Origin of the sequence: Streptococcus mitis (assembly GCF_022137125.1) — a bacterium.
Taxonomy (GTDB): Bacteria; Bacillota; Bacilli; order Lactobacillales; family Streptococcaceae; genus Streptococcus; species Streptococcus mitis_CE.
On the sequence record NZ_JAKNEQ010000007.1, the window covers coordinates 26,276 to 50,436 of the forward strand.

Sequence of the window (24,161 nt, forward strand, 5' to 3'; positions counted from 1 at the left end):
GCTTTCAATCCTTGTCATTTTGTGATATCATGTAGAGGTAATGAAAGGAGAGAAAATGTCTGCTATAGAACGTATTACAAAAGCTGCTCACTTAATTGATATGAACGATATTATCCGCGAGGGGAATCCGACTCTTCGCGCAGTTGCTGAGGAAGTTACTTTCCCCTTGTCTGATCAAGAAATCATTCTTGGCGAAAAGATGATGCAATTCCTGAAACATTCTCAAGATCCTGTCATGGCTGAAAAGATGGGACTCCGCGGGGGGGTTGGACTTGCTGCTCCTCAATTAGATATCTCAAAACGCATTATCGCTGTTTTGGTGCCTAATATTGTTGAAGAAGGTGAAACTCCGCAGGAAGCCTACGACTTACAAGCCATTATGTACAATCCAAAAATCGTCTCTCACTCTGTTCAAGACGCTGCTCTTGGCGAAGGAGAAGGTTGCCTCTCTGTTGACCGCAATGTGCCTGGCTATGTTGTTCGCCATGCTCGCGTTACTGTTGACTACTTTGACAAGGACGGCGAAAAACACCGTATCAAGCTCAAAGGCTACAACTCCATCGTTGTTCAGCATGAAATTGACCACATCAACGGAATCATGTTTTACGATCGTATCAATGAAAAAGACCCATTTGAAGTTAAAGATGGTCTACTGATTCTTGAATAAATAAAATCCCGTTGCAAGACGGGGTTTTGTGTTATAATAGAGGCATGAAAACAAATGATATTGTCTATGGCGTCCACGCCGTTACCGAAGCCCTCCTTGCAAACACAGGGAACAAACTTTACCTCCAAGAAGATCTCCGAGGTAAGAATGTTGAGAAAGTCAAGGAACTGGCTACAGAAAAGAAGGTATCCATTTCTTGGACCTCAAAAAAATCCCTCACTGAGATGACTGAAGGTGCTGTTCATCAAGGTTTTGTTCTACGAGTGTCTGAATTTGCCTATAGCGAGCTGGATCACATCCTTGCCAAAACACGCCAAGAAGAAAATCCACTGCTATTGATTCTGGATGGTCTAACTGATCCCCACAACTTAGGTTCCATCTTAAGAACCGCTGATGCGACCAATGTTTCAGGTGTCATCATTCCCAAGCACCGTGCTGTCGGAGTTACTCCTGTCGTTGCTAAAACGGCCACAGGTGCTATTGAGCACGTTCCAATTGCTCGAGTGACCAATCTGAGCCAAACTCTGGACAAACTCAAGGATGAAGGATTCTGGACCTTTGGAACGGATATGAATGGTACTCCTTGCCACAAGTGGAATACAAAAGGGAAAATAGCCCTCATCATCGGAAATGAAGGAAAAGGAATCTCTAGTAACATCAAAAAACAGGTCGATGAGATGATTACCATTCCGATGAATGGACATGTTCAAAGTCTCAATGCCAGTGTTGCTGCAGCCATTCTCATGTACGAAGTTTTTCGAAATAGACTATAAAAAAGTTTCCAGTCATCTGATTGGAAACTTTTTTTATGATTAACTATGTTCGGTGATAAACTTGTAAGCTTCTTGACCAGCGATAGCTCCATCTCCAACTGCTGTTGTCACTTGGCGAAGGTCTTTCAAACGAACATCTCCAACGGCAAAGATACCATCAACTGCAGTTTTCATGTGGTTATCTGTCACAATCCAACCAGCCTGATCTTGGATATTCAATTCTTTAACAAAATCGCTAAGAGGGTCCAAACCAACATAGATAAAGACACCACCGAAGGCTTGTTCTGTCACTTGACCTGTTTTCACATTTTCAAAGACGACAGATTCTACTCGGTTTTCACCCTTGATTTGCTTGACTACAGAGTCCCAGATAAAGCTGATTTTCTCATTCGCAAAGGCGCGGTCTTGTAAAACCTTTTGGGCGCGAAGTTGGTCACGACGGTGAACAATGGTAACAGTCTTAGCAAAACGAGTCAAGAAGAGGGCTTCTTCAACAGCTGAATCTCCACCACCAACTACCAACAAATCTTGGTCACGGAAGAAAGCACCATCACACACGGCACAGTAAGAAACACCACGACTGTTCAGTTCTTCTTCTCCAGGTACTCCCAAAGGACGGTGTTTAGAACCAGTTGCTACGATAACTGTACGTGTTTCATATGTTTGGACATCAGTCATCACTTTCTTAAAATCACCATGGTCTTCTACATTTTCAACATAACCATAAATGTGCTCAACACCAAGATTTTCAAGCGGTTCAAACATTTTTTCTGCCAATTCTGGCCCACTAATATTAGCGTATCCTGGGTAATTTTCGATATCAGAGGTATTATTCATCTGACCACCTGGCAGACCACCTTCAATCAAGCCTACTTTGAGATTGCTTCGAGCAGCATACAAGGCTGCAGTCATTCCTGCAGGACCAGCACCGATAATAATAGTATCGTACATATAGTTTCCTTCTTTCTTGTTGTAACTATCTTTATTCTAACTCTTTCTTGTCAATCATGCAAGGATTATGCCTTGAAAACAAGAATTAAACTCATAACCGCAAAGGATAATACTGGAACAACCAAGACACCAATCATAATCATATCATAGAGATGTGCTTGGCGAGCCTTGGCTGTCTTATCAACTCCCGACATGGCTCTCAGTCCAATCCAAATCCCTAAAAAAATCAGGACGAGGATGGTGGTCAAGATCAAACTCTCGAAATATAAAGAAAATAGTTGCAGTAGCATGATTTCTCTCATTTCTATCTTTTTTAAAGAGTAAACTCAGCTAGTCCAACTAACTGAGTTTTCCTTTATCTATTATATCAAATATAAGTCCGTTTGTAACTAGCAAAGAATTCTTTTGTTCGCTCTTCTTTAGGATGGTGGATAATCTCATCCGGTGTTCCAGATTCGATGATTTTCCCCTTATCTAAGAAGAGAATCTTATCCGCAACTTGGGCTACAAAGGACATATCATGACTAACCAAAATCATGGTTTGACCTGACTTAGCAGCATCTGCAATAGATTTTTCTACTTCACCGACCAATTCTGGGTCAAGAGCTGAAGTTGGTTCGTCTAAGAGCAAGACATCTGGTTTCATAGCGAGAGCACGCGCCAAGGCAACCCGTTGCTTCTGTCCACCTGATAAATGGCGAGGGTAATGGTTTTCACGGTCAGAAAGCCCAACCTTAGCCAACTCTTCCTTGGCAATCTTAGTCGCTTCTTGGTCAGATAATTTCTTAACCACAACCAAGCCTTCTTTCACATTATCAATTGCTGTTCGGCGTTCAAACAAATTAAACTGTTGGAAAACCATAGACAGCTTACGGCGTAGAGAAAGGATTTCTTCTTGAGTAATTTTAGAAAAATCAACTGCGAAATCATCAATCTGAATAGAGCCACTGTCAGGTGTTTCAAGATAATTGAGACTGCGAAGAAAAGTTGATTTTCCAGCTCCTGAAGAACCAATCAAGGCTACAACTTCCCCTTTTTGAATATCCAAGTCCAGATGATCCAAGACAGTCTGTCCTGAAAAGGATTTGCTTAAATTCGAAATCTTAATCATTAACGAAGGTCTCCTTTCACATCTGTCTGCACTGTATCAGGTGCAGAAATAGCCATTTTTCTCTCGATGAAACGACCGAGGCTTTCAATTCCGATATTGACTACCCAATAAACAAGGGCAACGGAGATAAAGCGTTCAAAATAGCGATAATCGGCTCCACCCAAAATCTGAGCTTGGGCAAAGACTTCCACAACACCCGCACTAAAGGCTAGGGAAGTTCCCTTGGTCAATCCGATTAGGGAATTGATTAAGGTTGGAGTTGCCACAACTGCTGCATTTGGAATAATCACTCGTCGATAAACTTGTGCTCGGGTCATACCCAGACTGCGTGCCGCCTCAATCTCACCAGGATTGACTGAGAGAATCGCTGCACGAATGGTTTCACTCGCATAAGCTGCCTCATTAAAGGCAAAGGCGACAATCGCAAAAACAGCCGCTGGAATCGCATTGATATTGAAACCAGTTCCCCATTGCTGATTGAGAGCTTTCAAAGCCAAAGGAATTCCGTAGTAGGTCAACATGAGTTGGACCAAAATCGGTGTCCCTTTTAAGAAACTAACGAAGAAGGCCTGCAAGGGGTATAAAATCTTGACACGATTGATCTTCACAATGGCAAAAAGAAGTGCCAAAACCAAGCCAAAAAGAGCACCACCAATTGTCAACATAATCGTTGTTGGAAGTTGTTGGACAATTCTCGGAATCCCATCAAAGACCGAACGCAGGCTAAACAGCTTACCATCCGGAATCAATTGCATCAAGTTTTGGTACCAATCTGATGCTAAAATCGTTGTAACATTCATAAAAACATCCTCTCCTGATAATGATTCATTCTACCATACTTCTGCCGTCAATGAAATTATTTGCTACGGTCAGATACAGACTTTGTCTACCTACTAGTTTATCATACTTTGAAACAGGGAGGCTATATATTTTATCTATCAAAGAGATAGATAAAAACTATTTCAATCCCAATTCTTCATAAGGTTTTCGATAACCAATTTGCTTAACAGTTCCATTTTCTACTAAAATGGGCCGTTTTAACAACATTCCGTCGCTTGCTAGCAACTCGGCTGCTTCTTGATTTGACAGACTTCCCACCTTATCTTTCAACCCTAATTCACGGTATTTGATCCCACTGGTGTTGAAAAATTGCTTCAACTCAAAACCTGAGGTTTCTATCCAGTTTAAAATGACTTCTTGGCTAGGTGTTTCTTCCACGATGTGAACAGCTTTGTAGTCCACACCGAGTTGGTTTAATTCTTGTTTTGCTTTTTTACAAGTTGAACATTTTGGGTATTCGATAAATTCTAACATGTCTTTCACTTTCTATTTTATATCTTTAAAATCTGCGCCTTCATGCTCCAATAGCCATGCTTTCTTTTCCACTCCTGCAGCATAACCTGTCAGACGCTTGCCTGCTCCCAGCACACGGTGACAAGGTACTAGGATAGACCAAGGATTGCGTCCCACTGCTCCACCAATTGCTTGAGCAGAATCTACTTGCAGCTCTTGAGCAATTTGTCCATAGGTCACTGTCTGGCCATAAGGAATTCCCTGTAAATAGGACCAAACTCGCTTTTCAAAATCCGTTCCGATTGGAGCCAAGGGCAAGTTGGATAAATCCTGAGACTTGCCTTTAAAGTAACCATCTAAGCAAGCAATAACTGGGTCTAAAATGGGATGACTAACAACTGCTTCTATCGTCTCATCTCCTAGTCCTCTCTCAAAATGCTTCTGCTCCTGCATCCAAATGCCATACAGATATTGCTCGTCGGCAACCAAAGACAAGGTTCCTATTGGCGAAAAGTAGAGCATTTTTACGTACTTCTTTTGCATTATTTCTTCAATTTTTGATAGGCCAGGCGTTCGCCATCAACTGGAACCTTACCAACCTGTTTAAAACCTAGTTTTTCAAAAATATGCTGCATGGCCTTGTTTGCAACATGCGTATCTGAGCGAAAATCCAGGTAATCAAATCCTTCAATCAAGCCTTCTAGGAAAGTCTGAGCAACCCCCTGTCCCTGGACATCTGCTGCCACAGCAATACGGTGAAAGACTAGGTACTCTGACTCTCCAGCTTGCCATTTTCCTTCATAAATGGCTTCATAGGCTGCCTCTGGACTTTTGGTCACAGCTGCATAAGCTAGTAGTTCTCCCTCTTCCAAGGCTACGTAGGCTTGACCTGAGATAATATCCTCAATAATAATATCAGCATTTGGATAACCATTTTGCCACTGGTCACTACCAGCATCCGCTAAACATTTTTTAGCATCCTCCATCACCTGCATGATGGCATCTACTTCATTTGGAAAAGCTAATCGAATCTCCATCTTTTCTCCTCATTTCTGACTACTTTCTCCCATCATAGCATAATTTAAGCCTTTTCACAAGCAGTTAAAACTTGACTTTCTGTTTTTATTATTTTATAATCTAGTTATTAAAACTAGATAAAAAGGAGTTGGAAATGAAAACCACCTTTTCCTACCCTAAATGGGCAGAAATTCCAAACATTGACCTCTATCTGGATCAGGTTTTGCTCTATGTCAATCAAGTCTGCGCTCCTGTCTCTCCAGATAAAGACAAGGGACTAACAGCATCCATGGTCAACAATTATGTGAAACATGGTTATCTGACAAAGCCCGACAAGAAAAAATACCAACGCCAACAGATTGCCCGTTTGATTGCTATCACAACCCTCAAGTCTGTCTTTTCGATTCAAGAAATAGCTCAGACACTGAATACTCTCCAAAGTCAAGCCAGTTCAGACCAACTCTACGATGCTTTTGTGGACTATATGAACCAAGGAATTGACCCAGCTAACCCTATTATCCAAAGTAGTTGTCAAACCGTTAAACTCTATCATCAAACTCTAGCCTTAATCCATCATACTCAAGAGGAGGTAATCAAATGAACACTAGTCTTAAACTCAGTAAACAACTCAGTTTCGGAGAGGAGATTGCTAATAGTGTGACCCATGCCGTAGGAGCAGTCATCATGCTCATCTTACTCCCCATTTCATCCACCTATAGTTATGAGACACATGGATTTTTATCATCTATCGGCGTTTCCATTTTCGTTATTAGTCTCTTTCTCATGTTTCTATCATCCACCATTTATCACTCTATGGCCTATGGTTCGACCCATAAATATGTCTTGAGAATCATTGATCATTCTATGATTTATGTTGCTATTGCAGGCTCATACACGCCAGTCGTCTTAACCTTGATGAATAACTGGTTTGGCTATCTAATTATTGCCATCCAGTGGGGAACGACCATCTTTGGTATTCTCTATAAAATCTTTGCTAAAACGGTCAATGAGAAATTTAGCCTTGCTCTTTACCTGATTATGGGCTGGTTGGTTCTGACTATCATTCCTGCCATTATCAGTCAAACAACGCCAATTTTCTGGAGTCTCATGGTAACTGGCGGACTCTGTTATACAGTTGGGGCTGGATTTTACGCCAAGAAAAAACCTTATTTCCACATGATTTGGCATCTCTTTATCCTAGCAGCATCTGCCCTCCAATACATTGCCATTGTTTATTACATGTAAAAAAGTTGAGAATTTTTTCTCAACTTTTTTCTTTACACATATTGATAAAGTACTGGTGCAAGCGCACATCATCAGTCAATTCTGGATGAAAAGAAGTTACAAACATATTTTTTTCTTGGGCTGCAACGATTTGATTGTCAACTGTTGCTAGAATTTCTACATCTTCTCCAACACTACTGATAATCGGCCCGCGAATAAAGGTCATCGGAATCTTGCCAACTCCCTTACATTCTGCTTCCGTATAGAAACTTCCTAGTTGGCGCCCATAGGCATTGCGCTCGACTACCATATCCATAGTTCCTAGATGACTCTCTTCCTGAGAAGTAATTTCCTTAGCCAGCAAAATTAAACCTGCACAGGTCCCAAACACTGGTAAGCCAGATAGAATGGCTTCTCGAATGGGAATCAGCATGTCCTGCTCACGTAAGAGCTTGCCCATGGTTGTAGATTCTCCACCAGGTAATATCAATCCCGACAAATCACTCTGATGTTTCTGAAAATCATCTAGATTTCTGATTTCAACACTCTCGACACCTAATTGATCTAGCACTTTTGCATGTTCTGCAAAGGCACCTTGCAAGGCCAATATTCCAATTTTCATCTATTTCCCTCGCTCAGCCATGAGAATTTGGATTTCATTTTCATTAATACCCACCATGGCTTCTCCTAGATCTTCAGAGATTTGAGCTAGGATCTGAGGATTTCGGAAATTGGTTACCGCTTTGACAATGGCACTCGCTCGTTTAACAGGATCTCCTGACTTGAAAATACCTGAACCGACAAATACACCTTCTGCCCCTAATTGCATCATCAGCGCGGCATCTGCTGGTGTTGCAACACCTCCAGCAGCAAAGTTTACAACTGGCAATTTTCCATGCTCATGGACGTATTGAACCAATTCTACAGGGACTTGTAAGTCCTTAGCAGCAACATAAAGTTCGTCCTCACGTAGGTTTTGAATGCGGCGAATTTCCTGATTCATCATACGCATATGACGAACAGCTTGGACGATATCCCCCGTACCCGGTTCTCCTTTGGTACGAATCATAGAAGCACCTTCAGCGATACGACGCAAGGCTTCGCCCAAATCCTTAGCTCCACAGACAAAAGGAACTTGGAATTCTTTCTTATCCACATGGAAACGGTCGTCAGCTGGAGATAAAACTTCACTCTCATCGATATAGTCAATTTCAATAGCCTCTAAAATCTGAGCTTCAACAAAGTGCCCGATTCTGACCTTGGCCATTACTGGAATGCTAACCGCTTCTTGGATTTCCTTAATCATCTTTGGATCACTCATACGGGAAACCCCACCAGCCGCACGGATATCAGCCGGAATTCGTTCCAAGGCCATCACAGCTGCCGCACCAGCAGCCTCTGCAATACGGGCTTGTTCAGGGTTCTGAACGTCCATGATAACCCCACCCTTGAGCATCTGCGCCAAGTTTTTATTTAGTTCATAACGATTTTCAGTCATTTCTTTATCCTCATCATTTGTATTGGTAGCTACCATTTCATTTTAAGTTAGATTAGAAGGAATCACAAGATAAAAATAATGTAATTGTATGGGTACACATTGATTAAAAAACTATCTGACCTTAGCTTAAGGCCAGATAGTTCATCAAATTTTATTTTTCAGCTGTAAGGGCAGCCATTGTGATGTAGTTATATGGTTTGTTGAAGTGTGGCAAGAAGAATAGGTCTGTCAATGCCAATTTATCAATTGTCACATGTTCTTGGATAGCAAGTGAGAACATGTGGATTCCCATGCTGATTGCAGAATCGCGTGAAACCATTTGTGCACCAAGAATTTCACGGCTATCTTTGTCAAAGACAATCTTGATGGCTACTTCATGGTTATCATGTTTCATGAATTCTGGTTTTTGAAGATCGTTAAATCCTGTTTCAGTTGCGTTGTAACCAGCAGCTTTAGCTTTTTCAAGAGTCAAACCAGTTGAAACCATGTGAAGACCGTAGATTGAGATACCGTTTGAACCTTGAACACCGATTCCTTCCAATTCATGTCCACAAGCATTGTAAGCACCAACAATACCAGTACGAACTGCGTTTGAAGCAAGTGCGATGTAGCTTGTATCTTTACGAGCGTTGTCATAAACAGTCGCACAGTCTCCAACAGCAAATACACCAGGAAGTGAAGTTTCTTGTTTCTTGTTTACAAGGAAAGCACCGTTACGGAAGAGTTCAATCTTACCATCAGCAAGAGCAGTATTTGGACGGAAACCAACTGCAAGGATAACCATATCCACATCGAAAGTTTCTTTATCAGTAATCAAGCGTTCAACTTTACCGTCACCCTCGATTGCTTTAACAGTTTGACCAAGAGCCAAGCGAATGTTGTGGTCTTCCAAGTTCTTCGCCATCATTTGTGTGAAGTCTTTGTCATAGTAACCGTTCAAAACAGTATCAACGATATCAACAAGGACAACTTCTTTTCCAAGACGCTCAAAGGCTTCAGCAAGTTCAACACCGATGTAACCACCACCAACAACGGCAATACGGTCGAGGTGTTGGCTCTTGTCAGCAAGTTTATTGATAACTTCTTCAGCATTTTGGTACAATTTCACGAATTGTACGTTTTCAAGAGTTGCTTTAAATTCGCGGTTTCCTTTAACAATTTCAACACCTTCGATTGGTGGCAAGATTGGTGTAGAACCCGTAGCAAAAATCAATTTCTCGTATGATTCTTTGTGTTCTTTTCCTTCAACTTCAGCTGTAACTACTTTGTTATCATAGTCGATTGAAAGAACTGGGGAATTCATGTAAACCTTAGCACCCTTAGCTTCCAATTTTTCTTTATCAGAATAGAACAAGCCTTCAGCACCGTCAATTTGTTCACCGATCCAAAGGGCCATTCCACATCCTAGGAAAGAGATGTTAGAGTTTTGGTCGAATACAACAATTTCGTTCTCATTACCAAAATTATCCAACATAGTATTAATACATGCTGTACCAGCGTGGTTAGCACCAACTACAACGATTTTACTCATAGAAAAATTCCTACCTTTAATTTAAAATTTACTCTTCTAGTATAACATTTACTGTTAGCGTTTACAAGAGTTTAGCTAATTTTCCCGATTTTTTTGTAAAAAAGTGTAAATAATCTGTATTTTATCAGCCTTTCTTACAATTACTCTTTATATTTTCTGAGCATATTTCTTGACAACTTTACAAATTTTATTTGTGAAAACGCTGACTTTATGGTATGCTAGTATCATGGAAAGAAAATGTAAGGGGTTAAATTTAATATAAATTTACTATATTTCAGCCTTCTTTTCATAAGAGAAAGGAGTTGGTAGCTTGCCTCTTAGTTCACATTCCGAACGGCTAATGGGAACCACTATCACTATTTCATTAGTGGATGAGCGAGCAGATATCTTGCTCCAAAAATCCTTTGATTTGCTCAAAGAGCTCGAATACCGCTTCAACGCCAATAGCCAAGAATCTGAGTTGATGGAAATCAATTATCAAGCTGGAATAGCTCCTGTCAAGGTTCATCCAGACCTGTTTGAACTGATTTCACTTGGTTTAGAGCATAGCCTAGCGCCCTCTAGCCATCTCAACATCAGTATTGGTCCCTTAATTCAAACCTGGCGCATCGGTTTTTCGGATGCCAAAGTCGCACAACCTCAAGAAATTGAATCGGTACTTCCTTTAATCAATCCTCATTCTATCGAGTTAGATTCTTCTACTTACACTGTATTCTTGAAACAGAAAGGAATGAAGATTGATCTTGGTTGTTTAGCCAAGGGTTATAGTGCGGATAAAGTTGCCCAATTTCTGAGAGAAGAGGGAGTAACATCTGCCTTGATCAATCTGGGAGGGAATATCCTGACTATTGGAAAAAATCAGGCAAGAGGAAATCAACCTTGGCAAATCGGGATTCAAGACCCAGCCAATCCTCGGGGAAATCACTTAATGACCATCCCCGTTGTCAATCAATCTGTCGTCACTTCAGGCATTTATGAACGTCACCTGACAGTCGATGGAAAAGATTACCATCACATTTTTGACAGCCAAACAGGATATCCTGTTGAAACGGAACTAGCAAGTCTAACTATCATCTCTGATAAATCTGTTGATGGAGAAATCTGGACAACTCGACTCTTTGGAGAAAGACCTGCTTCTATCCTCTGGCAAGTCGAAAGTTTGGAGGGCATCGAAGCTATCCTCATCGATAAGGAAGGTCACCTAAGCTGTTCTTCAGGAATTCCTACTCTATAGAAATAGATGTTTCAATGGAGTTTTAAAATCGTATTATGTAAAAAGAGAAAGGAAATCTCATGTTAAAACTTATTGCTATTGTTGGAACAAATTCAAAACGTTCTACAAACCGCCAATTGCTTCAATACATGCAAAAACACTTTGCTGAAAAAGCTGAAATTGAACTTGTTGAAATTAAAGACATTCCTGTCTTCAATAAACCAGCTGACAAGCAAGTACCTGCTGAAATTCTAGAAATAGCTGCTAAAATTGAAGAGGCAGATGGCGTTATTATCGGTACTCCTGAGTATGACCACTCTATCCCAGCTGTTTTGATGAGCGCTCTTGCTTGGTTGTCTTATGGTATTTACCCACTTTTGAACAAACCAATCATGATTACAGGTGCTTCATATGGTACGCTTGGTTCATCACGTGCCCAATTACAACTTCGCCAAATCTTGAATGCTCCAGAAATTAAAGCAAGTGTCCTTCCAGATGAATTCTTGCTTTCACATTCTCTTCAAGCCTTCAACCCAAGTGGAGACCTAGTGGATCTTGATGTTATCAAAAAACTGGATGCTACTTTTGACGACTTCCGTATCTTTGTAAAAATCACAGAAAAATTGCGTAACGCACAAGCCCTACTTCGCAAAGATGCTGAAGACTTTGACTGGGAAAATTTGTAAGATAGGAGACCAAAAAGAATGAAATTTGTTGGACTTGTAGGATCAAACTACGATCAATCATATAACCGTAAACTCTTGGAATTCATCCGTCGTCACTTCAAACTCAAATTTGAATTAGAAGTTCTTGAAATTGATGAAGTTCCAATGTTTAACCAAGACGAAAAATGGGATGAAAGCTTCCAATTGCGTCTCTTGTATAACAGAATTACACGTGCTGATGGTGTCATTATCGCTACTCCTGAGCACAACCACACAATCTCAGCTTCTCTTAAATCTGTTCTTGAATGGCTTTCATACGAAGTTCATCCATTTGAAAACAAACCAGTTATGATTGTGGGAGCTTCTTACTACGACCAAGGTACTTCTCGTGCCCAAGTTCACCTTCGTAAGATTCTTGACGCTCCAGGTGTCAATGCCTATACACTTCCTGGAAACGAATTCCTTCTTGGTAAAGCCAAAGAAGCTTTTGACGCAGAGGGCAATATCACGAATGAAGGAACAGTTAAATTCCTCGAAACTTGCTTGGATAATTTTGTAAAATATGTAGGAGTTGTTTCAAAATTGAAAAAACCAAAACCAATTGAACCAGAAGATTTGGATTGTGGCAGACCAATTGCTACCACAATCACAGAAGTTGATCCCGATGATCCAGAATGGGTTGAAAAAGTTGCTGAAATTACTGGTGCGGTTTCAGGTGATACCTATGTCAAACTAGATCATGGTATCTTAACTGTTAACCAAATCGATATGTTCTTGAAAGCAATGCCATTTGAATTGACATTTGCAGATGATAACAACCAATTCTTATACTACAATAATGTTCACCAAGATCCAAACACCATGTTTGCTAAACGTGTACCATCTCAATCTGGTAATCGTCTCTCAACTGTCCATAACTCACTTCCCGGTGGACGTATGAAAAATGTTGAATGGGTTGTCGGTGTACTGCGTAATGGTGATCAAGAATATGTTCGTACAATCGTTCCTGGATCTCCTGCAGGGGTTATCAATACTCACAACTATCAAGCTATGTACTATCCTGATGGATCATACGCTGGTATCAATGAAATAGTCTTCAACTTCCAACCATGGCTTGATTGGTACCTCAATACAACTGGTCAACGTCTAGTTGGTGGAAATGCTGCAGCTCCTGCTGGCGGACATGGTCACGGTGATGCAGATGCTACATCTGGAGCTTCTGATGCAGGTGAGGCTGGAGGCCACGGTGGTGGTGCAGACGCTACATCTGGAGCAAGTAACTAATAATAGCTTTGGGAACCATCTTGGTTCCTTTTTTAGTGATAAAAAGACTAGCAGACAAAAACTGCTAGTCTTTTGGTTATTATTTTATCTATCCTTGTTAAAAGAAAGAATATTTATTATGAATTTGGGTCGTCGAGACTACGACCATGTAATCCTTTTTCACGTTGGACTTGACGTAGTTTCTCTGGTGTAACATCGTTTCCTTCTTCGTCCACAATTTTGATCCCTTCAATGTGGTGACGAACAGAGCGACGATAGCCTTCGATATACTCCTCACGAAGTTTAGCTTGTTCCACTTTTTCAGCAGAAGTTAAGCCTTCTGTTTTTTTCTTTTTGGCAAGCTCGTTGATACGAGCGATTTTTTTCGGATCCATTTCTTCTCCTTTGTGATAAGATACAGTCCGTTTGACTGAGTTTATTTGGTATTGATTTGGTTAAAACGTGCAAGTTTAGCTGCTTTTTGAGTTAAATGAGACAAGATAGCCAAACGATTTTGACGGACAGTCTGATCTTCAGTCATTACCATGGTATTTTCAAAGAAAGCATCAATAATTGGGCTAAGCGCAAAGAGTTGGTTCAATTGTTGACTGGCAGTCCCTGACAAAACAAGTGATTCTACTGCTTCTGCCAAGGCTTTCTCTTCTTCATTCTCAAAAAGTGCTGAATCAACTGAAGCACACCCTTCTGCCTTCTCAGCCAAGTTAAAGGCACGAGAAAGTGATTCAACAGAAGGTTTGAAGTCTTCTTCCTTGCTTGCTTCTACGAGAGTACTTGCTACTTCCAACATCTCTGCCACAACAAAGTTTGAACCTGCAAGAACTGCTTCCTTGATATCTTTTGGAGTAGAACCCATCATCTTATCAACACGAGCCTTGATAAAATCCATAACCTCTGCTTTATTTTCATAAGTCAAGCTGTCAAATGTTAAAGCATAAAGGCTATCAATCAACTCATCCATAGCAATGTGCCAACCAAAGGCATCCAAGATACGAACCACACCTTGCGTCGCACGACGAAGGGCATAAGGGTCATTAGAACCTGATGGAATCAAACCTACTGAGAAGAAACTCAAAATAGTGTCCAATTTGTCTGCAATGGCAAGCACTGCGCCGACTTTGCTCTTTGGAAGTTCGCCTTCGGCTGATGTAGGCATGTAGTGTTCACGAATAGCAGCTGCCACCGCTGGAGTTTCACCAGCAAGAAGGGCATATTTCTCACCCATAATTCCTTGGAGTTCGTCAAATTCGCCAACCATACCTGTCAACAAGTCAAACTTGTAAATAGCAGCTGCACGGGCTAGGTCAATCGTTTCATCCGCTGACAAACCAGCCTTTTCTGCCAAGAGAATAGCAATCTGGCCTGTACGAATCATATGTTCACGAAGGGAACCAATCTTCTCATGGAAGGTTACATTGTTTAATTTTTCAACAAGATCTGAAATAACTAATTTTTGGTCTTCACGCCAGAAAAATTCACCATCTTCCAAACGAGCTACCAAAACTTTTTCATTTCCTTTGATGACATTTTCCAAATGCTCTGCGTTTCCGTTACGGACAGAAATGAAGTTTGGCAAGAGGTTGCCATCTTGATCGCGAACAACAAAGTAACGTTGGTGTTCCTTCATCGAAGTCACCAAGACTTCTTCTGGAACTTCAAGGTATTTGGCATCAAAACTTCCCATAAAGGCAGTCGGGTATTCAACCAAGTTCAAGACTTCATTAAGCAAGTCCGCATCAATTTCGATATGTACACCATGCTCAGTTTCGATTGCTTTGATTTGGTCAACAATCATTTGCTCTCGTTCACGTGGATCTGCTATTACAAATTGTGCACGAAGATCTTCTTCATAGCTCAAGGCTGACTGAATTTTGGTTTCTTTCCCCAAGAAACGATGACCACGGCTGACACGATCTCCCTTGATATCAAGGAAATCCAAATCAAACTCTTCTTCATCTAAAAGAACAGTTAAAGTGTGAACAGGGCGGATGTATTCAAAGGTGTTGTTAGCCCAGTGCATGCTGACAGGGAAAGTCAATGACTTCAAGACATCTACAACACCAGGAACAATTGCTTCAACTGCTTGACCAACTTCTTCCTTAGTGACATAGACATATTCTTCACCCTTGATTTCACGGAATTCGATATCTTCAACAGTCAATCCTTTTCCACGGACAAATCCTTGAGCTGCTTTGGTAAAATTTCCATCACTATCCAAGGCAATTTTCTTTGCTGGCCCCTTAAAATCTTCAGTCAAATCAGACTGTTTGTCTGCAAGACCAGTCACACGAACAGCCAAACGACGTGGTGTTGAGAAGGTTTGAACAGCTTCAAAAGATAGGCGGTTTTCCTTGAGGAAGGCTGCCATTTTTTCGCCTAGTTGTTTTTCACTTGGTGTGACAACATAGGCTGGTAATTCTTCAAGACCGAGTTCTACTAATAAGTTTTTTGTCATGTTTTTTCTCCGAAAAATATCTTTTTATTTTCCAGTTTGCCTTATGTGATTGGCACGCAAGCAATCAACTTCGTTGTTTCATTGCTAAAATTGGAGCCAAAAGTCTCCAATTTTGCCTAGTATCCTTAGCTTCACTAAGGATACCTTCATCACTGCGGCAACTGGTTCAGGGCTCACACTGTTCGCCCATTTTCGTAATTTGTCACTTTCTTTATTCTGCGTCTTCTGCTAGGAGTTTAGCTCGTGTTGCTTCATCCAAAAGCGGGTAGCCTAGGCGTTTACGTTCTGCGACAAAGGTTTTGGCTACAACACGAGCCAAATTACGGATACGAGCGATATAGCCTGCGCGCTCTGTTACAGATACGGCACCACGCGCGTCAAGCAGGTTAAAGGTGTGTGAACATTTGAGAACATAGTCATAGGCAGGGTGTACCAAGCCTTCTTCTAATGCACGACCAGCTTCTTTTTCAAACTTATCAAAGTTTTCAAGCAACATTTCTTGATCCGAAATTTCAAATGAATATTTTGAATGCTCATACTCAGGCTGAATAAAGATTTCTCCGTATTTTACACCATCAGCCCACTCGATATCATAGACAGAGTCTACTTCTTGAATGTAAGAAGCCAAACGCTCCAAACCATAGGTTACTTCCGCAGTCACAGGGCTAGTTGCCAATCCACCGACTTGTTGGAAATAAGTAAACTGAGTGATTTCCATTCCGTCAAGCCAAACTTCCCAACCAAGACCAGCTGAACCAGTTGATGGGTTTTCCCAGTTGTCCTCAACGAAACGAATATCGTGCTCCAAAGGATTGATTCCCAATTTTTCCAAAGACTCAAGGTAAAGTTCTTGGATGTTTGATGGAGAAGGTTTCATAACCACCTGGAATTGGTGGTGTTGGTAGAGACGGTTAGGATTTTCCCCGTAACGACCGTCAGCAGGACGACGTGATGGCTCTACATAAGCCGCATTCCATGGCTCAGGTCCGATAGCACGAAGAAAAGTGTAAGGACTCATGGTTCCCGCACCTTTTTCATTGTCATAAGCCTGCATAAGCATACAACCTTGGTCATTCCAAAATTGTTGTAAAGTAAGGATGATTTCCTGGAAAGTCAATTTTTTAGACATTATTTTCTCCTTTTTCTATAAATTACTTGCGACACGAGTCTGCCTCGTCGATCATACGAGGCAAGACGAGTTAGTACTGCGTCTAGCTCAGCACTCTAGTGCTGAGCGTAGGCCAATCCGACTGTAAGGAGGTCTCTGCCACTGACGCAGTGAAATGTTAATTTCTTAGACATTGTTTACTCCTTTAGTTTTTATATTTCTTTTTCAATTAATTTCTGCTGAACAAACCAATTTAACAAGGGAAGAGTTTTATCTGTATTTGCCCATAAATGATAAGAATCGAAGACCGCTTGTACACTACCTAGATTTTCTACCAACTTATCTATTGTCAAAAAACTACGCCAGTATTCGTAAAAAATACTTGCATAGTTCTTATCATAAGTCGAAGAACCAAAATCATTCAATGAATGCCAACCATACTTCTTCTGAAAAAGTTCTACAAGAGATTGATTACAAATTTTTTCCGCTTGAAATTCCTCTTCTGTCAAGAAATACTTGCGACTAATATATTCAACCATCCCCTCTTCGAACCATATATAAGAGTCGTAACCATCAAAATCATCTAAAAAATGCTCCGACCAATGAGCTAACTCATGTCCTACAATCTGTAAGAGGAAATTTTCAGATAAAGAATGATAGTGACTTTCTATTGCTTGAGTTTGCTGAGAACACTCGTAGTCCATCAACTGATACAAATACAACTCTTTCCAAACAGCTAAATCAGGCGTCATAACCATTCGTCTATTATTTGTATAGGCTGGAACAGCACTTTCCCTAATAATCTGTGTAGCAACATTAAAACTTGACCAAATAACGGCTTGCGGTAAATCACAGACTGCAAGTTCATTCTTTAAAAAAGATTGATAATCTTTCAACTTTTCAGTATTTCTTACTACAAACTCACGAAATGCAGCTAGTTGACTATCGTCTTTTACAAGATAAAGGTTTTCCACGTCTCTCCTTTCTTTCACATAATAGACTGAATAAGCGAAAGAACCGCGTCCGACAATCCTAGGTTGATTTAACCTAGGGGCGTCAGAAACGCGGTTCCACCCTAATTTATTACTTCATTGTTTTTGAAAATACTACAGAAAGCGCCAGTTCTTTATTTTGCCCTACTTGGCTCCCACTATCCCAAGCTCGCTTGAAGAACGCCATAAGACTTTCTTTCCTGCTGACTATTATATCAAAAATTAGAACAATGTACAATTCTTTTTATGATTTTCTAGAAATCCATATCATCAACTCGTGGAGCACCAGACTGAACAGCAATTGTTTTTAAGGTTTCCCTTTCTTCATGACTCAATTCAATTCCAAAAAAATCAAGATTAGCCTGAATCCGCGATGCTGTAACAGATTTCGGAAGTGGTAAAAATTCTTCTGCTAAGCTCCAGGCCAAGGCTATCTGAGCAACAGACTTTCCGTGATTTTCAGCTATTTCTTGCACTTGCTTGCTATCAAACAGTTCTCCCTGACCAAAAGGGCCCCAAGCTTCCAATAAAATTCCTTTTTCTAGACAGTAATCTACCACTTCCTCTTGATACACACCTGGAGCCAAACGAACTTGATTGACCGCTGGAACGATAGTTGCTGTTTCAAGCAAGGCATCCAAATGATGGGGAAGGAAATTACTAACTCCAATAGCACGGATTTTGCCTTCTTGATAGAGGTCTTCCATAGCTCTCCAAACTTCTGAATTTCGGATTTTCCAGTGGTTATTTTCTCTGAGCGGTTTTGGATTTGGCCAATGAATCAAATACAAATCCAAATATTCCAAGCCCAGCTTCTCTAAAGACTCTTCAAAAGCCTGACGAGTTTGCTCATAGTTGTGATTTGTATTCCAGAGTTTGCTGGTTACAAAAATTTCCTCACGCGGAACGCCACTATCTTGAATGGCACGACCAACGCTTTCTTCATTTTTATAAATCGCTGCCGTATCGATATGGCGATAACCTACCTTTAAAGCCTCTAAAACTGCTTTGTAGGCAATCTCTCCATTTTCAGCTTTCCAGGTTCCAAATCCCAGTACTGGAATTGTAACACCATTGTTTAAAGTATAAGATTTCATTATTTTTCCTTTCTATGAGAAGAAAATCCAAAGAGCCAAATTTTCAAGGAAAACTTTTCTCTTTAGATTTTGTGTATTATTGATTGCGGTCGTAGTAGAGCTGGTGAGCTTTAAGACGAGTATCTAACAAATCTGGAATGGTCACAAAGTCATACCCTTGCCCTTTCAAATAGTCAATAACCTTCGGTAGAGCATTGACCGTCTCAGCATGGATATCATGCATGAGAATAATAGAACCATTCTTGACTTCTCGTTGAATTTCTGTCAAAATCGCTGCTTCATTTTTGTTCTTCCAGTCCAGACTATCCACATCCCACATAATAAAGCTCAAATCAAGGCTATTGCGAATGTCGTCTGTAATGGCTCCATAAGGCGGACGCATGAGTTTGGAACTAGAACCCAACACTTTAGTTAGCGCATCCTCAGTATCAGTAATTTGTTTTTTAGCTTCATCAAGGGAAAGTTTTGAAAGCACTGGATGACTCCAACTATGGTTTCCAATGACATGTCCATCCGATTTCATGCGTTTCAAAATCTCTTCATTTCCAGAAACATTCTTACCTAGAACAAAGAAAGTTGCCTTGATACCATACTTAGAAAGAGTATCTAATGCTTGATTTGTCGTTGCAGGATTTGGTCCATCATCAAAAGTCAGGGCCACTACTTTACGATTTTTCTTTTCATAATAAGCCTTATATAGCTCTGCATCCTTATCTAATAAATAAGAGGACTGAATAACTTCAAAGAAACTAGATACTGGCAAGGCAATCTCGTCTAGATTTTCAACTGACTGACTTGGATAAAGGATAATCTGACTATCCTTGTAATCAAAATTCCATGCAGACAAGTCTTGGTCAGAGAAACCTTTAACAACTTGATCAATCTTTTCTTGCTCCAATTTCTTGTCCTGTAAGAAAGAAGTCAGTTCTTTTATCAGTTGCTCTTTAGCCTTACTAGCATCTGAAAATAGTTGATCAAGGGTAAAAGGTTTACCATTTTCTGTCAAATGCACTTTCGCTAGACTAGTTTTTTCAGTCTCTTCAACTTTTGACGAAGTTAAATCATAGACTTGTTTCATCACACTTCGGTTGACAATCCCTTTTAAAGTCGAATCCTGTTTCTCCGTATAATAAAAAACCAGATTTTCCTTGTCTTCCAGATTTTCCTTAATATCCTGTATCATGATTTCTTTTACAGATGAAATCACTTGCTCCCCTTGGAGAGGATAATAGGCAATTACTTCGGCTTGTCCCTTACGAAAATGATCTTTCTGATTTCCCTCACTCAATTGATTATCTTTATCATTTTTTAAAGACTCAATTTTTTGTTCGAAACTTTGCTTTGTATATACTTTGTATCCAATCATTGAACCAAGGACACAAATACTTACCGAAAAGATAGCTACCAGGGCTATTAAACCGATTCTCTTTTTATCGTGCTCAACACGTTTTGCTCTACTTTTATCCATAGAGATATCATATCAAATTCAGGCTATAATTTCAATGATTTTAGAGGAAATAGTATATTAAAAAGAGGGGAACTCCCTCTTAAAATCTTATTTTACTGCTTCTTTCAAAGCATCTACCTTGTCCAAACGTTCCCATGGAAGGTCAATATCTGTACGTCCCATGTGTCCATAAGCCGCTGTTTGACGGTAAATTGGACGCTTGAGGTCCAGCATTTGGATAATTCCTGCAGGGCGAAGGTCAAAGATTTGACGGGCTGCTTTTTCAAGCTTGCTTTCGGCTACTGTTCCTGTACCAAAGGTATCGATACGAACAGAGACAGGCTGCGCAACACCGATGGCATAGGCCAATTGCACTTCTGCTTTCTTAGCAAGGCCTGCTGCAACGATATTCTTGGCAATATAACGAGCCGCATAAGAGGCTGAACGGTCCACCTTAGTCGCATCTTTACCAGAGAAGGCACCACCACCGTGACGAGAGTAGCCACCATAAGTATCTACGATGATCTTACGACCAGTCAAACCTGAGTCCCCTTGCGGTCCACCGATTACAAAACGACCAGTAGGATTGATGAAGAATTTGGTTTGCTCATCCAAGTAAGAGGCTGGAATAACCTCTTTGATAACCTTATTAATGACATCATTGTGAATTTGTTCGTTGCTGACTTCTGGATCGTGCTGAGTTGAAATAACAACTGTGTCCACACGTACTGGACGGTCATTTTCATCATACTCAACCGTAACTTGTGATTTAGCATCTGGGCGAAGATAGCTAATTTCCCCAGACTTACGAAGTTCTGCCAGACGACGAACCAATTTATGACTGAGTGAAATTGGCAAAGGCATGAGCTCTTCTGTTTCATCCACTGCAAAGCCAAACATGAGACCTTGGTCTCCAGCACCAATTAAGTCCAGCGGATCTTGATCTGCATTTCCACGAACCTCCAAGGCTTCGTTAACACCTTGGGCAATGTCAGGAGATTGTTCCACCAAAGATGGATGTACTCCTACAGTCTCAGCAGAAAAACCATATTCTGTATTAGTGTAGCCAATCTCTGCAATGGTATCACGAACCACACGGTTAATATCCACATAGGCATTTGTAGATATTTCACCAAAAACATGGACGGAACCAGTATATACAGCTGTCTCAGCAGCAACGTGCGCATCTGGATCCTTAGCTAAAATAGCATCCAAAATCGCATCTGAAATTTGGTCTGCAATCTTATCTGGATGCCCCTCAGATACAGATTCAGACGTGAATAATTTACGTTCTGACATAAAAATGTCCCCCCTTAAAAATAGTGTTATAGAGTTACAAAGTACTGATAGGAAATTTCTTAGTGCTGAATACCTACCATCTTATCGGGACTATATAACTTTATCATTATACCATTTTTTAACGCAATTTACAGTCTTTAATGTAGTGTTTCTGTTTAGATAGTTCGTTCTCATAAATAAAAAAAGTTGGAGCTCAGTACTCCAACAATTACTATTAAAATGTTTGGCGTTTTGCTTTGCGCTCTGCACGACCGCGAGCACGATTTTCAGCACGCTTGGTTTTGCGGCGCTTTTCATCAACCGCCCATTGAATTTTTTTCTTATAACCTGGTTTGACTTTTTTCTTTTTCTTTTTAACCAAACCAATCATTTCGATATCAAGTTTATCTTGTTTTTTCTCACGGCTGACACGACGATCACGGTCATAAGTATCTTGGAATTCTCCATCTTTTACCATCTTAGGAGTAAACTTGATTCCCAATTTCTCCAACTCACGGATATCCGAGTCATCACTTGGCTGATAAAGGGTAATAGCTGTACCTGGTAGGCCATTTCGTCCAGTACGACCAACACGGTGAACAAAGAAGGACAAATCTTGCGGAATAGCATCATTGATGACATGGCTGACACCTTCAATGTCAATTCCACGCGCTGCCAAATCTGTTGCGACAATATACTCAAAATCCAGATTTTTCACCTGGTTCATGATACGTTTGCGCTCACGAGGGGCAATACCCCCATGGATTTTTGCCACCTTCAAGCCTTGAGCAGTCAGATATGAATACAATTCATCAGCACGCGTTTTAGTGTTAACAAAAATCATTGCCAAATACGGTTGCATCAACTGAGTCAACTGGTAAATTTGAGCATTCTTGTCACGTCCCTTTGTAGAAATCAACCAATTATCAATGGTATCAGAAATGACCGTTTTGGTCTTGATTTTCTCCATAACAGGATTTGACAAGTATTTTTTCAAGAATGGTTGCAGTTTTTGTGGGATAGTCGCTGAGAAGACCATGAATTGCAAGTCTTTTGGAAGGCTTCCAGCAATCTTATCAACAGTTTCCAAGAATCCCATATCCAAGGTCATATCTGCCTCATCGACCACAAAGGTCTTAGCCTTGTGAATAGCTAGGTCACCAGACTTAACTAAGTCATAAATACGGCCAGGCGTTCCGATAACAATATGAGGCTGGTTACTTGCCAATTTGTCAATCTGGCGAGCCTTATCTGTACCACCCACATAATTAACCACACGAATTTCTACCTCTGAGTGGGCTGCAATCTGACGGGCTGCTTGGTAAATTTGAGTAGCTAATTCACGGCTCGGTGCAGTAATGACTGCTTGAACACTATCGCTGGTTTCATCTAATTGCTGGAAAATCGGCAATAGGAAAGTGTGAGTCTTACCCGAACCTGTTTTTGATTCTCCAACCAAATCTCGGCCTGCCAAGACAATGGGAATCAACTTATCTTGTACCTCTGTTGGAGTTATAAATTTCAACTCCTCCAAGGCTTCTCTAATATAGTTTTTAAATTGAAATTTCGTAAATGACATAATATCCTCGATTCTATCTATCCTATCAATTATACCACATTTTATTCCATTTCAGTAGTCTCACTTATTTAGGCTATTTCCAGCACCTTTTCTAGTCAGAAAAAGGCTGGAATTTGTGAATCCCAACCTCTTTTCAGTCCTTATTTCCAGTTTAAAATAGCATTCAAGCCATAGTGATCACTAACTTGCGGACCCTTGTTACCATCAAATACGACATGTAAATTTTCCACCTCTAACTCTTTGGTAGTAAAAACATAGTCGATTCGAAGGGGTTCTGTATTCCCCTTCCAGCCATCAATTTCTGGTGGAACGGTATAGCTACCGCTTTTCTCTTGAGCAACTTCAAAAGCGTCTTGTAAGCCTAATGGACTAGCTAAAATAGCTTGGTAACCTTCCTGACCTGCTGGATTGTTGAAATCTCCAGCCAGCAAAAGTGGCTTGTTCAATTCTTTCAAGACAGCCTCAAATCGCGCCCATTCTTCTTGGAAACCTTTATCCCACCAAGAAAGGTGGACACTGGCAACTGCAAGGTCCTTGCCATCAACTACAGTTTCAGCCAGGGCGACACGGCGAGTATGATAGTCTGTTGGATCATCCACATCTGAAACCAAAATTTCTCTTGCTTCAATAGGTGTTTTAGACAAGATAGCCACACCTTCATGGTAGCGGTCATAACCAATATGGTTATAGGCCCAAGTCCAGTAGTAATCTTTCCCTTGCTCTGACAACTTTTCAACCAAAAGTCTAACATAATGGTCTTGGTGAATAGGCTCAGCTGCTGGCAAAGCTTGATAAAGGTCATTAACCTCCACCACTGGCGAAGTGATCTCCTGATTGATTTCTTGGAAACAAATCAAATCATAGTCTTTTTCAAGAATATCCTCAAGCAAAATCTGGAATTTTTCCTCTGCTTCTTTCTCCATCCAACTGTGAGTATTGAGTGTTAAAAATTTCATTCTTTTCTCCCAAAATAAGAGGTTG

General features: G+C 40.6%; 26 protein-coding genes. 7 read left to right on the forward strand and 19 right to left on the reverse strand.

Going from position 1 to position 24,161, the window contains the following annotated elements; translation table 11 throughout:
- Positions 1 to 55 precede the first annotated feature (55 nt).
- Together def and rlmB are read left to right on the forward strand one after the other, a co-directional pair.
- Positions 56 to 667 (forward strand): peptide deformylase, encoded by a 612-nt coding sequence (def, locus tag L0P31_RS07105; protein WP_045611905.1) that lies wholly within the window; start codon positions 56 to 58, stop codon positions 665 to 667.
- A gap of 44 nt (positions 668 to 711) precedes the next feature.
- Positions 712 to 1,440 carry a 23S rRNA (guanosine(2251)-2'-O)-methyltransferase RlmB gene (rlmB, locus tag L0P31_RS07110; RefSeq protein WP_024057830.1) on the forward strand — a complete coding sequence of 243 codons (729 nt, stop codon included), beginning with the start codon at positions 712 to 714 and terminating at the stop codon, positions 1,438 to 1,440.
- Positions 1,441 to 1,479: 39 nt separating this feature from the next.
- Here rlmB and trxB read toward each other — a convergent pair whose 3' ends face one another.
- The 7 genes from trxB to L0P31_RS07145 form a co-directional block, all read right to left on the reverse strand.
- Positions 1,480 to 2,391: a thioredoxin-disulfide reductase gene (gene trxB / locus L0P31_RS07115; RefSeq protein WP_238096301.1), complete on the reverse strand. Its 912-nt coding sequence runs from the start codon at positions 2,389 to 2,391 to the stop codon at positions 1,480 to 1,482.
- 65 nt (positions 2,392 to 2,456) lie between these two features.
- Positions 2,457 to 2,681, reverse strand: coding sequence for a DUF4059 family protein (locus L0P31_RS07120; RefSeq protein ID WP_000926599.1), 225 nt, complete (start codon positions 2,679 to 2,681; stop codon positions 2,457 to 2,459).
- A gap of 77 nt (positions 2,682 to 2,758) precedes the next feature.
- Complete coding sequence (locus L0P31_RS07125; protein WP_238096302.1) at positions 2,759 to 3,502, reverse strand: amino acid ABC transporter ATP-binding protein; 744 nt, start codon at positions 3,500 to 3,502, stop codon at positions 2,759 to 2,761.
- A complete protein-coding gene (locus L0P31_RS07130; RefSeq protein ID WP_001103447.1) occupies positions 3,502 to 4,302 on the reverse strand; it encodes an amino acid ABC transporter permease in 801 nt (266 codons plus the stop codon). Before L0P31_RS07130 ends, L0P31_RS07125 begins: the two co-directional genes overlap by 1 nt.
- 157 nt (positions 4,303 to 4,459) lie before the next feature.
- Positions 4,460 to 4,816, reverse strand: coding sequence for an arsenate reductase family protein (locus L0P31_RS07135; RefSeq protein ID WP_238096376.1), 357 nt, complete (start codon positions 4,814 to 4,816; stop codon positions 4,460 to 4,462).
- 12 nt (positions 4,817 to 4,828) lie between these two features.
- On the reverse strand, positions 4,829 to 5,338 hold the full coding sequence (locus L0P31_RS07140) for a methylated-DNA--[protein]-cysteine S-methyltransferase (protein WP_238096304.1): 510 nt from the start codon (positions 5,336 to 5,338) through the stop codon (positions 4,829 to 4,831).
- Positions 5,338 to 5,832 carry a GNAT family N-acetyltransferase gene (locus L0P31_RS07145; protein WP_033677458.1) on the reverse strand — a complete coding sequence of 165 codons (495 nt, stop codon included), beginning with the start codon at positions 5,830 to 5,832 and terminating at the stop codon, positions 5,338 to 5,340. The genes L0P31_RS07140 and L0P31_RS07145 overlap by 1 nt, the downstream gene beginning before the upstream one ends.
- A 134-nt stretch (positions 5,833 to 5,966) precedes the next feature.
- On the opposite strand from L0P31_RS07145, the gene L0P31_RS07150 reads away from it, so the two are divergent.
- Positions 5,967 to 6,413, forward strand: coding sequence for a DUF1836 domain-containing protein (locus L0P31_RS07150; RefSeq protein ID WP_238096306.1), 447 nt, complete (start codon positions 5,967 to 5,969; stop codon positions 6,411 to 6,413).
- Positions 6,410 to 7,057, forward strand: coding sequence for a PAQR family membrane homeostasis protein TrhA (trhA, locus tag L0P31_RS07155; protein WP_238096308.1), 648 nt, complete (start codon positions 6,410 to 6,412; stop codon positions 7,055 to 7,057). The genes L0P31_RS07150 and trhA overlap by 4 nt, the downstream gene beginning before the upstream one ends.
- A 19-nt stretch (positions 7,058 to 7,076) precedes the next feature.
- On the opposite strand, the gene pdxT is transcribed toward trhA, so the two are convergent.
- The 3 genes from pdxT to nox form a co-directional block, all read right to left on the reverse strand.
- Entirely contained in the window at positions 7,077 to 7,658 is a 582-nt protein-coding gene (gene pdxT / locus L0P31_RS07160; RefSeq protein WP_238096310.1) for a pyridoxal 5'-phosphate synthase glutaminase subunit PdxT, read from the reverse strand.
- Positions 7,659 to 8,534 (reverse strand): pyridoxal 5'-phosphate synthase lyase subunit PdxS, encoded by an 876-nt coding sequence (gene pdxS, locus L0P31_RS07165; RefSeq protein ID WP_000138517.1) that lies wholly within the window; start codon positions 8,532 to 8,534, stop codon positions 7,659 to 7,661.
- Between the two features lie 151 nt (positions 8,535 to 8,685).
- Positions 8,686 to 10,065, reverse strand: coding sequence for a H2O-forming NADH oxidase (gene nox, locus L0P31_RS07170; RefSeq protein ID WP_238096312.1), 1,380 nt, complete (start codon positions 10,063 to 10,065; stop codon positions 8,686 to 8,688).
- Positions 10,066 to 10,375: 310 nt separating this feature from the next.
- On the opposite strand from nox, the gene L0P31_RS07175 reads away from it, so the two are divergent.
- The 3 genes from L0P31_RS07175 to L0P31_RS07185 are packed head-to-tail and all read left to right on the forward strand — an operon-like array spanning position 10,376 to position 13,227.
- Positions 10,376 to 11,299 carry an FAD:protein FMN transferase gene (locus tag L0P31_RS07175; protein ID WP_084926630.1) on the forward strand — a complete coding sequence of 308 codons (924 nt, stop codon included), beginning with the start codon at positions 10,376 to 10,378 and terminating at the stop codon, positions 11,297 to 11,299.
- Positions 11,300 to 11,358: 59 nt separating this feature from the next.
- On the forward strand, positions 11,359 to 11,964 hold the full coding sequence (locus L0P31_RS07180) for an NADPH-dependent FMN reductase (protein ID WP_000915951.1): 606 nt from the start codon (positions 11,359 to 11,361) through the stop codon (positions 11,962 to 11,964).
- 18 nt (positions 11,965 to 11,982) lie between these two features.
- Entirely contained in the window at positions 11,983 to 13,227 is a 1,245-nt protein-coding gene (locus L0P31_RS07185; protein ID WP_049500118.1) for an NAD(P)H-dependent oxidoreductase, read from the forward strand.
- A gap of 116 nt (positions 13,228 to 13,343) precedes the next feature.
- Here L0P31_RS07185 and L0P31_RS07190 read toward each other — a convergent pair whose 3' ends face one another.
- From L0P31_RS07190 to L0P31_RS07230, 9 genes are all read right to left on the reverse strand, one after another.
- A complete protein-coding gene (locus L0P31_RS07190; protein WP_000371291.1) occupies positions 13,344 to 13,601 on the reverse strand; it encodes a DUF896 family protein in 258 nt (85 codons plus the stop codon).
- Between the two features lie 41 nt (positions 13,602 to 13,642).
- The gene (gene glyS, locus L0P31_RS07195) at positions 13,643 to 15,679 is read right to left on the reverse strand and encodes a glycine--tRNA ligase subunit beta (protein WP_049516560.1); all 2,037 of its coding nucleotides are present in this window, start codon (positions 15,677 to 15,679) and stop codon (positions 13,643 to 13,645) included.
- 211 nt (positions 15,680 to 15,890) lie between these two features.
- Positions 15,891 to 16,808, reverse strand: a complete 918-nt coding sequence (gene glyQ, locus L0P31_RS07200) for a glycine--tRNA ligase subunit alpha (RefSeq protein WP_045611928.1) — start codon at positions 16,806 to 16,808, stop codon at positions 15,891 to 15,893.
- Positions 16,809 to 16,999: 191 nt separating this feature from the next.
- Positions 17,000 to 17,761 carry an elongation factor Tu gene (locus tag L0P31_RS07205; protein ID WP_238096313.1) on the reverse strand — a complete coding sequence of 254 codons (762 nt, stop codon included), beginning with the start codon at positions 17,759 to 17,761 and terminating at the stop codon, positions 17,000 to 17,002.
- Positions 17,762 to 18,033: 272 nt separating this feature from the next.
- On the reverse strand, positions 18,034 to 18,876 hold the full coding sequence (locus L0P31_RS07210) for an aldo/keto reductase (protein WP_238096315.1): 843 nt from the start codon (positions 18,874 to 18,876) through the stop codon (positions 18,034 to 18,036).
- 76 nt (positions 18,877 to 18,952) lie between these two features.
- Positions 18,953 to 20,344 (reverse strand): peptidoglycan-N-acetylglucosamine deacetylase PgdA, encoded by a 1,392-nt coding sequence (gene pgdA, locus L0P31_RS07215; RefSeq protein WP_238096317.1) that lies wholly within the window; start codon positions 20,342 to 20,344, stop codon positions 18,953 to 18,955.
- Positions 20,345 to 20,431: 87 nt separating this feature from the next.
- Positions 20,432 to 21,622, reverse strand: a complete 1,191-nt coding sequence (metK, locus tag L0P31_RS07220; protein ID WP_000003915.1) for a methionine adenosyltransferase — start codon at positions 21,620 to 21,622, stop codon at positions 20,432 to 20,434.
- 214 nt (positions 21,623 to 21,836) lie between these two features.
- On the reverse strand, positions 21,837 to 23,180 hold the full coding sequence (locus tag L0P31_RS07225; protein ID WP_238096319.1) for a DEAD/DEAH box helicase: 1,344 nt from the start codon (positions 23,178 to 23,180) through the stop codon (positions 21,837 to 21,839).
- Between the two features lie 140 nt (positions 23,181 to 23,320).
- Positions 23,321 to 24,136 (reverse strand): endonuclease/exonuclease/phosphatase family protein, encoded by an 816-nt coding sequence (locus L0P31_RS07230; protein WP_020903475.1) that lies wholly within the window; start codon positions 24,134 to 24,136, stop codon positions 23,321 to 23,323.
- Positions 24,137 to 24,161: the final 25 nt, after the last annotated feature.

What these genes read in the sequence shown, in the direction of transcription:
- L0P31_RS07130 (WP_001103447.1), bottom strand. Translation starts at nt 4,302, where the DNA reads ATGAATGTTACAACGATTTTAGCATCAGATTGGTACCAAAACTTGATG.
- L0P31_RS07180 (WP_000915951.1), top strand. Translation starts at nt 11,359, where the DNA reads ATGTTAAAACTTATTGCTATTGTTGGAACAAATTCAAAACGTTCTACA.
- L0P31_RS07210 (WP_238096315.1), bottom strand. Translation starts at nt 18,876, where the DNA reads ATGAAATCTTATACTTTAAACAATGGTGTTACAATTCCAGTACTGGGA.
- L0P31_RS07150 (WP_238096306.1), top strand. Translation starts at nt 5,967, where the DNA reads ATGAAAACCACCTTTTCCTACCCTAAATGGGCAGAAATTCCAAACATT.
- pgdA (WP_238096317.1), bottom strand. Translation starts at nt 20,344, where the DNA reads ATGGATAAAAGTAGAGCAAAACGTGTTGAGCACGATAAAAAGAGAATC.
- L0P31_RS07125 (WP_238096302.1), bottom strand. Translation starts at nt 3,502, where the DNA reads ATGATTAAGATTTCGAATTTAAGCAAATCCTTTTCAGGACAGACTGTC.
- L0P31_RS07135 (WP_238096376.1), bottom strand. Translation starts at nt 4,816, where the DNA reads ATGTTAGAATTTATCGAATACCCAAAATGTTCAACTTGTAAAAAAGCA.
- L0P31_RS07190 (WP_000371291.1), bottom strand. Translation starts at nt 13,601, where the DNA reads ATGGATCCGAAAAAAATCGCTCGTATCAACGAGCTTGCCAAAAAGAAA.
- trxB (WP_238096301.1), bottom strand. Translation starts at nt 2,391, where the DNA reads ATGTACGATACTATTATTATCGGTGCTGGTCCTGCAGGAATGACTGCA.
- def (WP_045611905.1), top strand. Translation starts at nt 56, where the DNA reads ATGTCTGCTATAGAACGTATTACAAAAGCTGCTCACTTAATTGATATG.
- pdxS (WP_000138517.1), bottom strand. Translation starts at nt 8,534, where the DNA reads ATGACTGAAAATCGTTATGAACTAAATAAAAACTTGGCGCAGATGCTC.
- L0P31_RS07230 (WP_020903475.1), bottom strand. Translation starts at nt 24,136, where the DNA reads ATGAAATTTTTAACACTCAATACTCACAGTTGGATGGAGAAAGAAGCA.
- nox (WP_238096312.1), bottom strand. Translation starts at nt 10,065, where the DNA reads ATGAGTAAAATCGTTGTAGTTGGTGCTAACCACGCTGGTACAGCATGT.
- glyQ (WP_045611928.1), bottom strand. Translation starts at nt 16,808, where the DNA reads ATGTCTAAAAAATTGACTTTCCAGGAAATCATCCTTACTTTACAACAA.
- pdxT (WP_238096310.1), bottom strand. Translation starts at nt 7,658, where the DNA reads ATGAAAATTGGAATATTGGCCTTGCAAGGTGCCTTTGCAGAACATGCA.
- glyS (WP_049516560.1), bottom strand. Translation starts at nt 15,679, where the DNA reads ATGACAAAAAACTTATTAGTAGAACTCGGTCTTGAAGAATTACCAGCC.
- L0P31_RS07225 (WP_238096319.1), bottom strand. Translation starts at nt 23,180, where the DNA reads ATGTCATTTACGAAATTTCAATTTAAAAACTATATTAGAGAAGCCTTG.
- trhA (WP_238096308.1), top strand. Translation starts at nt 6,410, where the DNA reads ATGAACACTAGTCTTAAACTCAGTAAACAACTCAGTTTCGGAGAGGAG.
- rlmB (WP_024057830.1), top strand. Translation starts at nt 712, where the DNA reads ATGAAAACAAATGATATTGTCTATGGCGTCCACGCCGTTACCGAAGCC.
- L0P31_RS07120 (WP_000926599.1), bottom strand. Translation starts at nt 2,681, where the DNA reads ATGCTACTGCAACTATTTTCTTTATATTTCGAGAGTTTGATCTTGACC.
- L0P31_RS07145 (WP_033677458.1), bottom strand. Translation starts at nt 5,832, where the DNA reads ATGGAGATTCGATTAGCTTTTCCAAATGAAGTAGATGCCATCATGCAG.
- metK (WP_000003915.1), bottom strand. Translation starts at nt 21,622, where the DNA reads ATGTCAGAACGTAAATTATTCACGTCTGAATCTGTATCTGAGGGGCAT.
- L0P31_RS07140 (WP_238096304.1), bottom strand. Translation starts at nt 5,338, where the DNA reads ATGCAAAAGAAGTACGTAAAAATGCTCTACTTTTCGCCAATAGGAACC.
- L0P31_RS07185 (WP_049500118.1), top strand. Translation starts at nt 11,983, where the DNA reads ATGAAATTTGTTGGACTTGTAGGATCAAACTACGATCAATCATATAAC.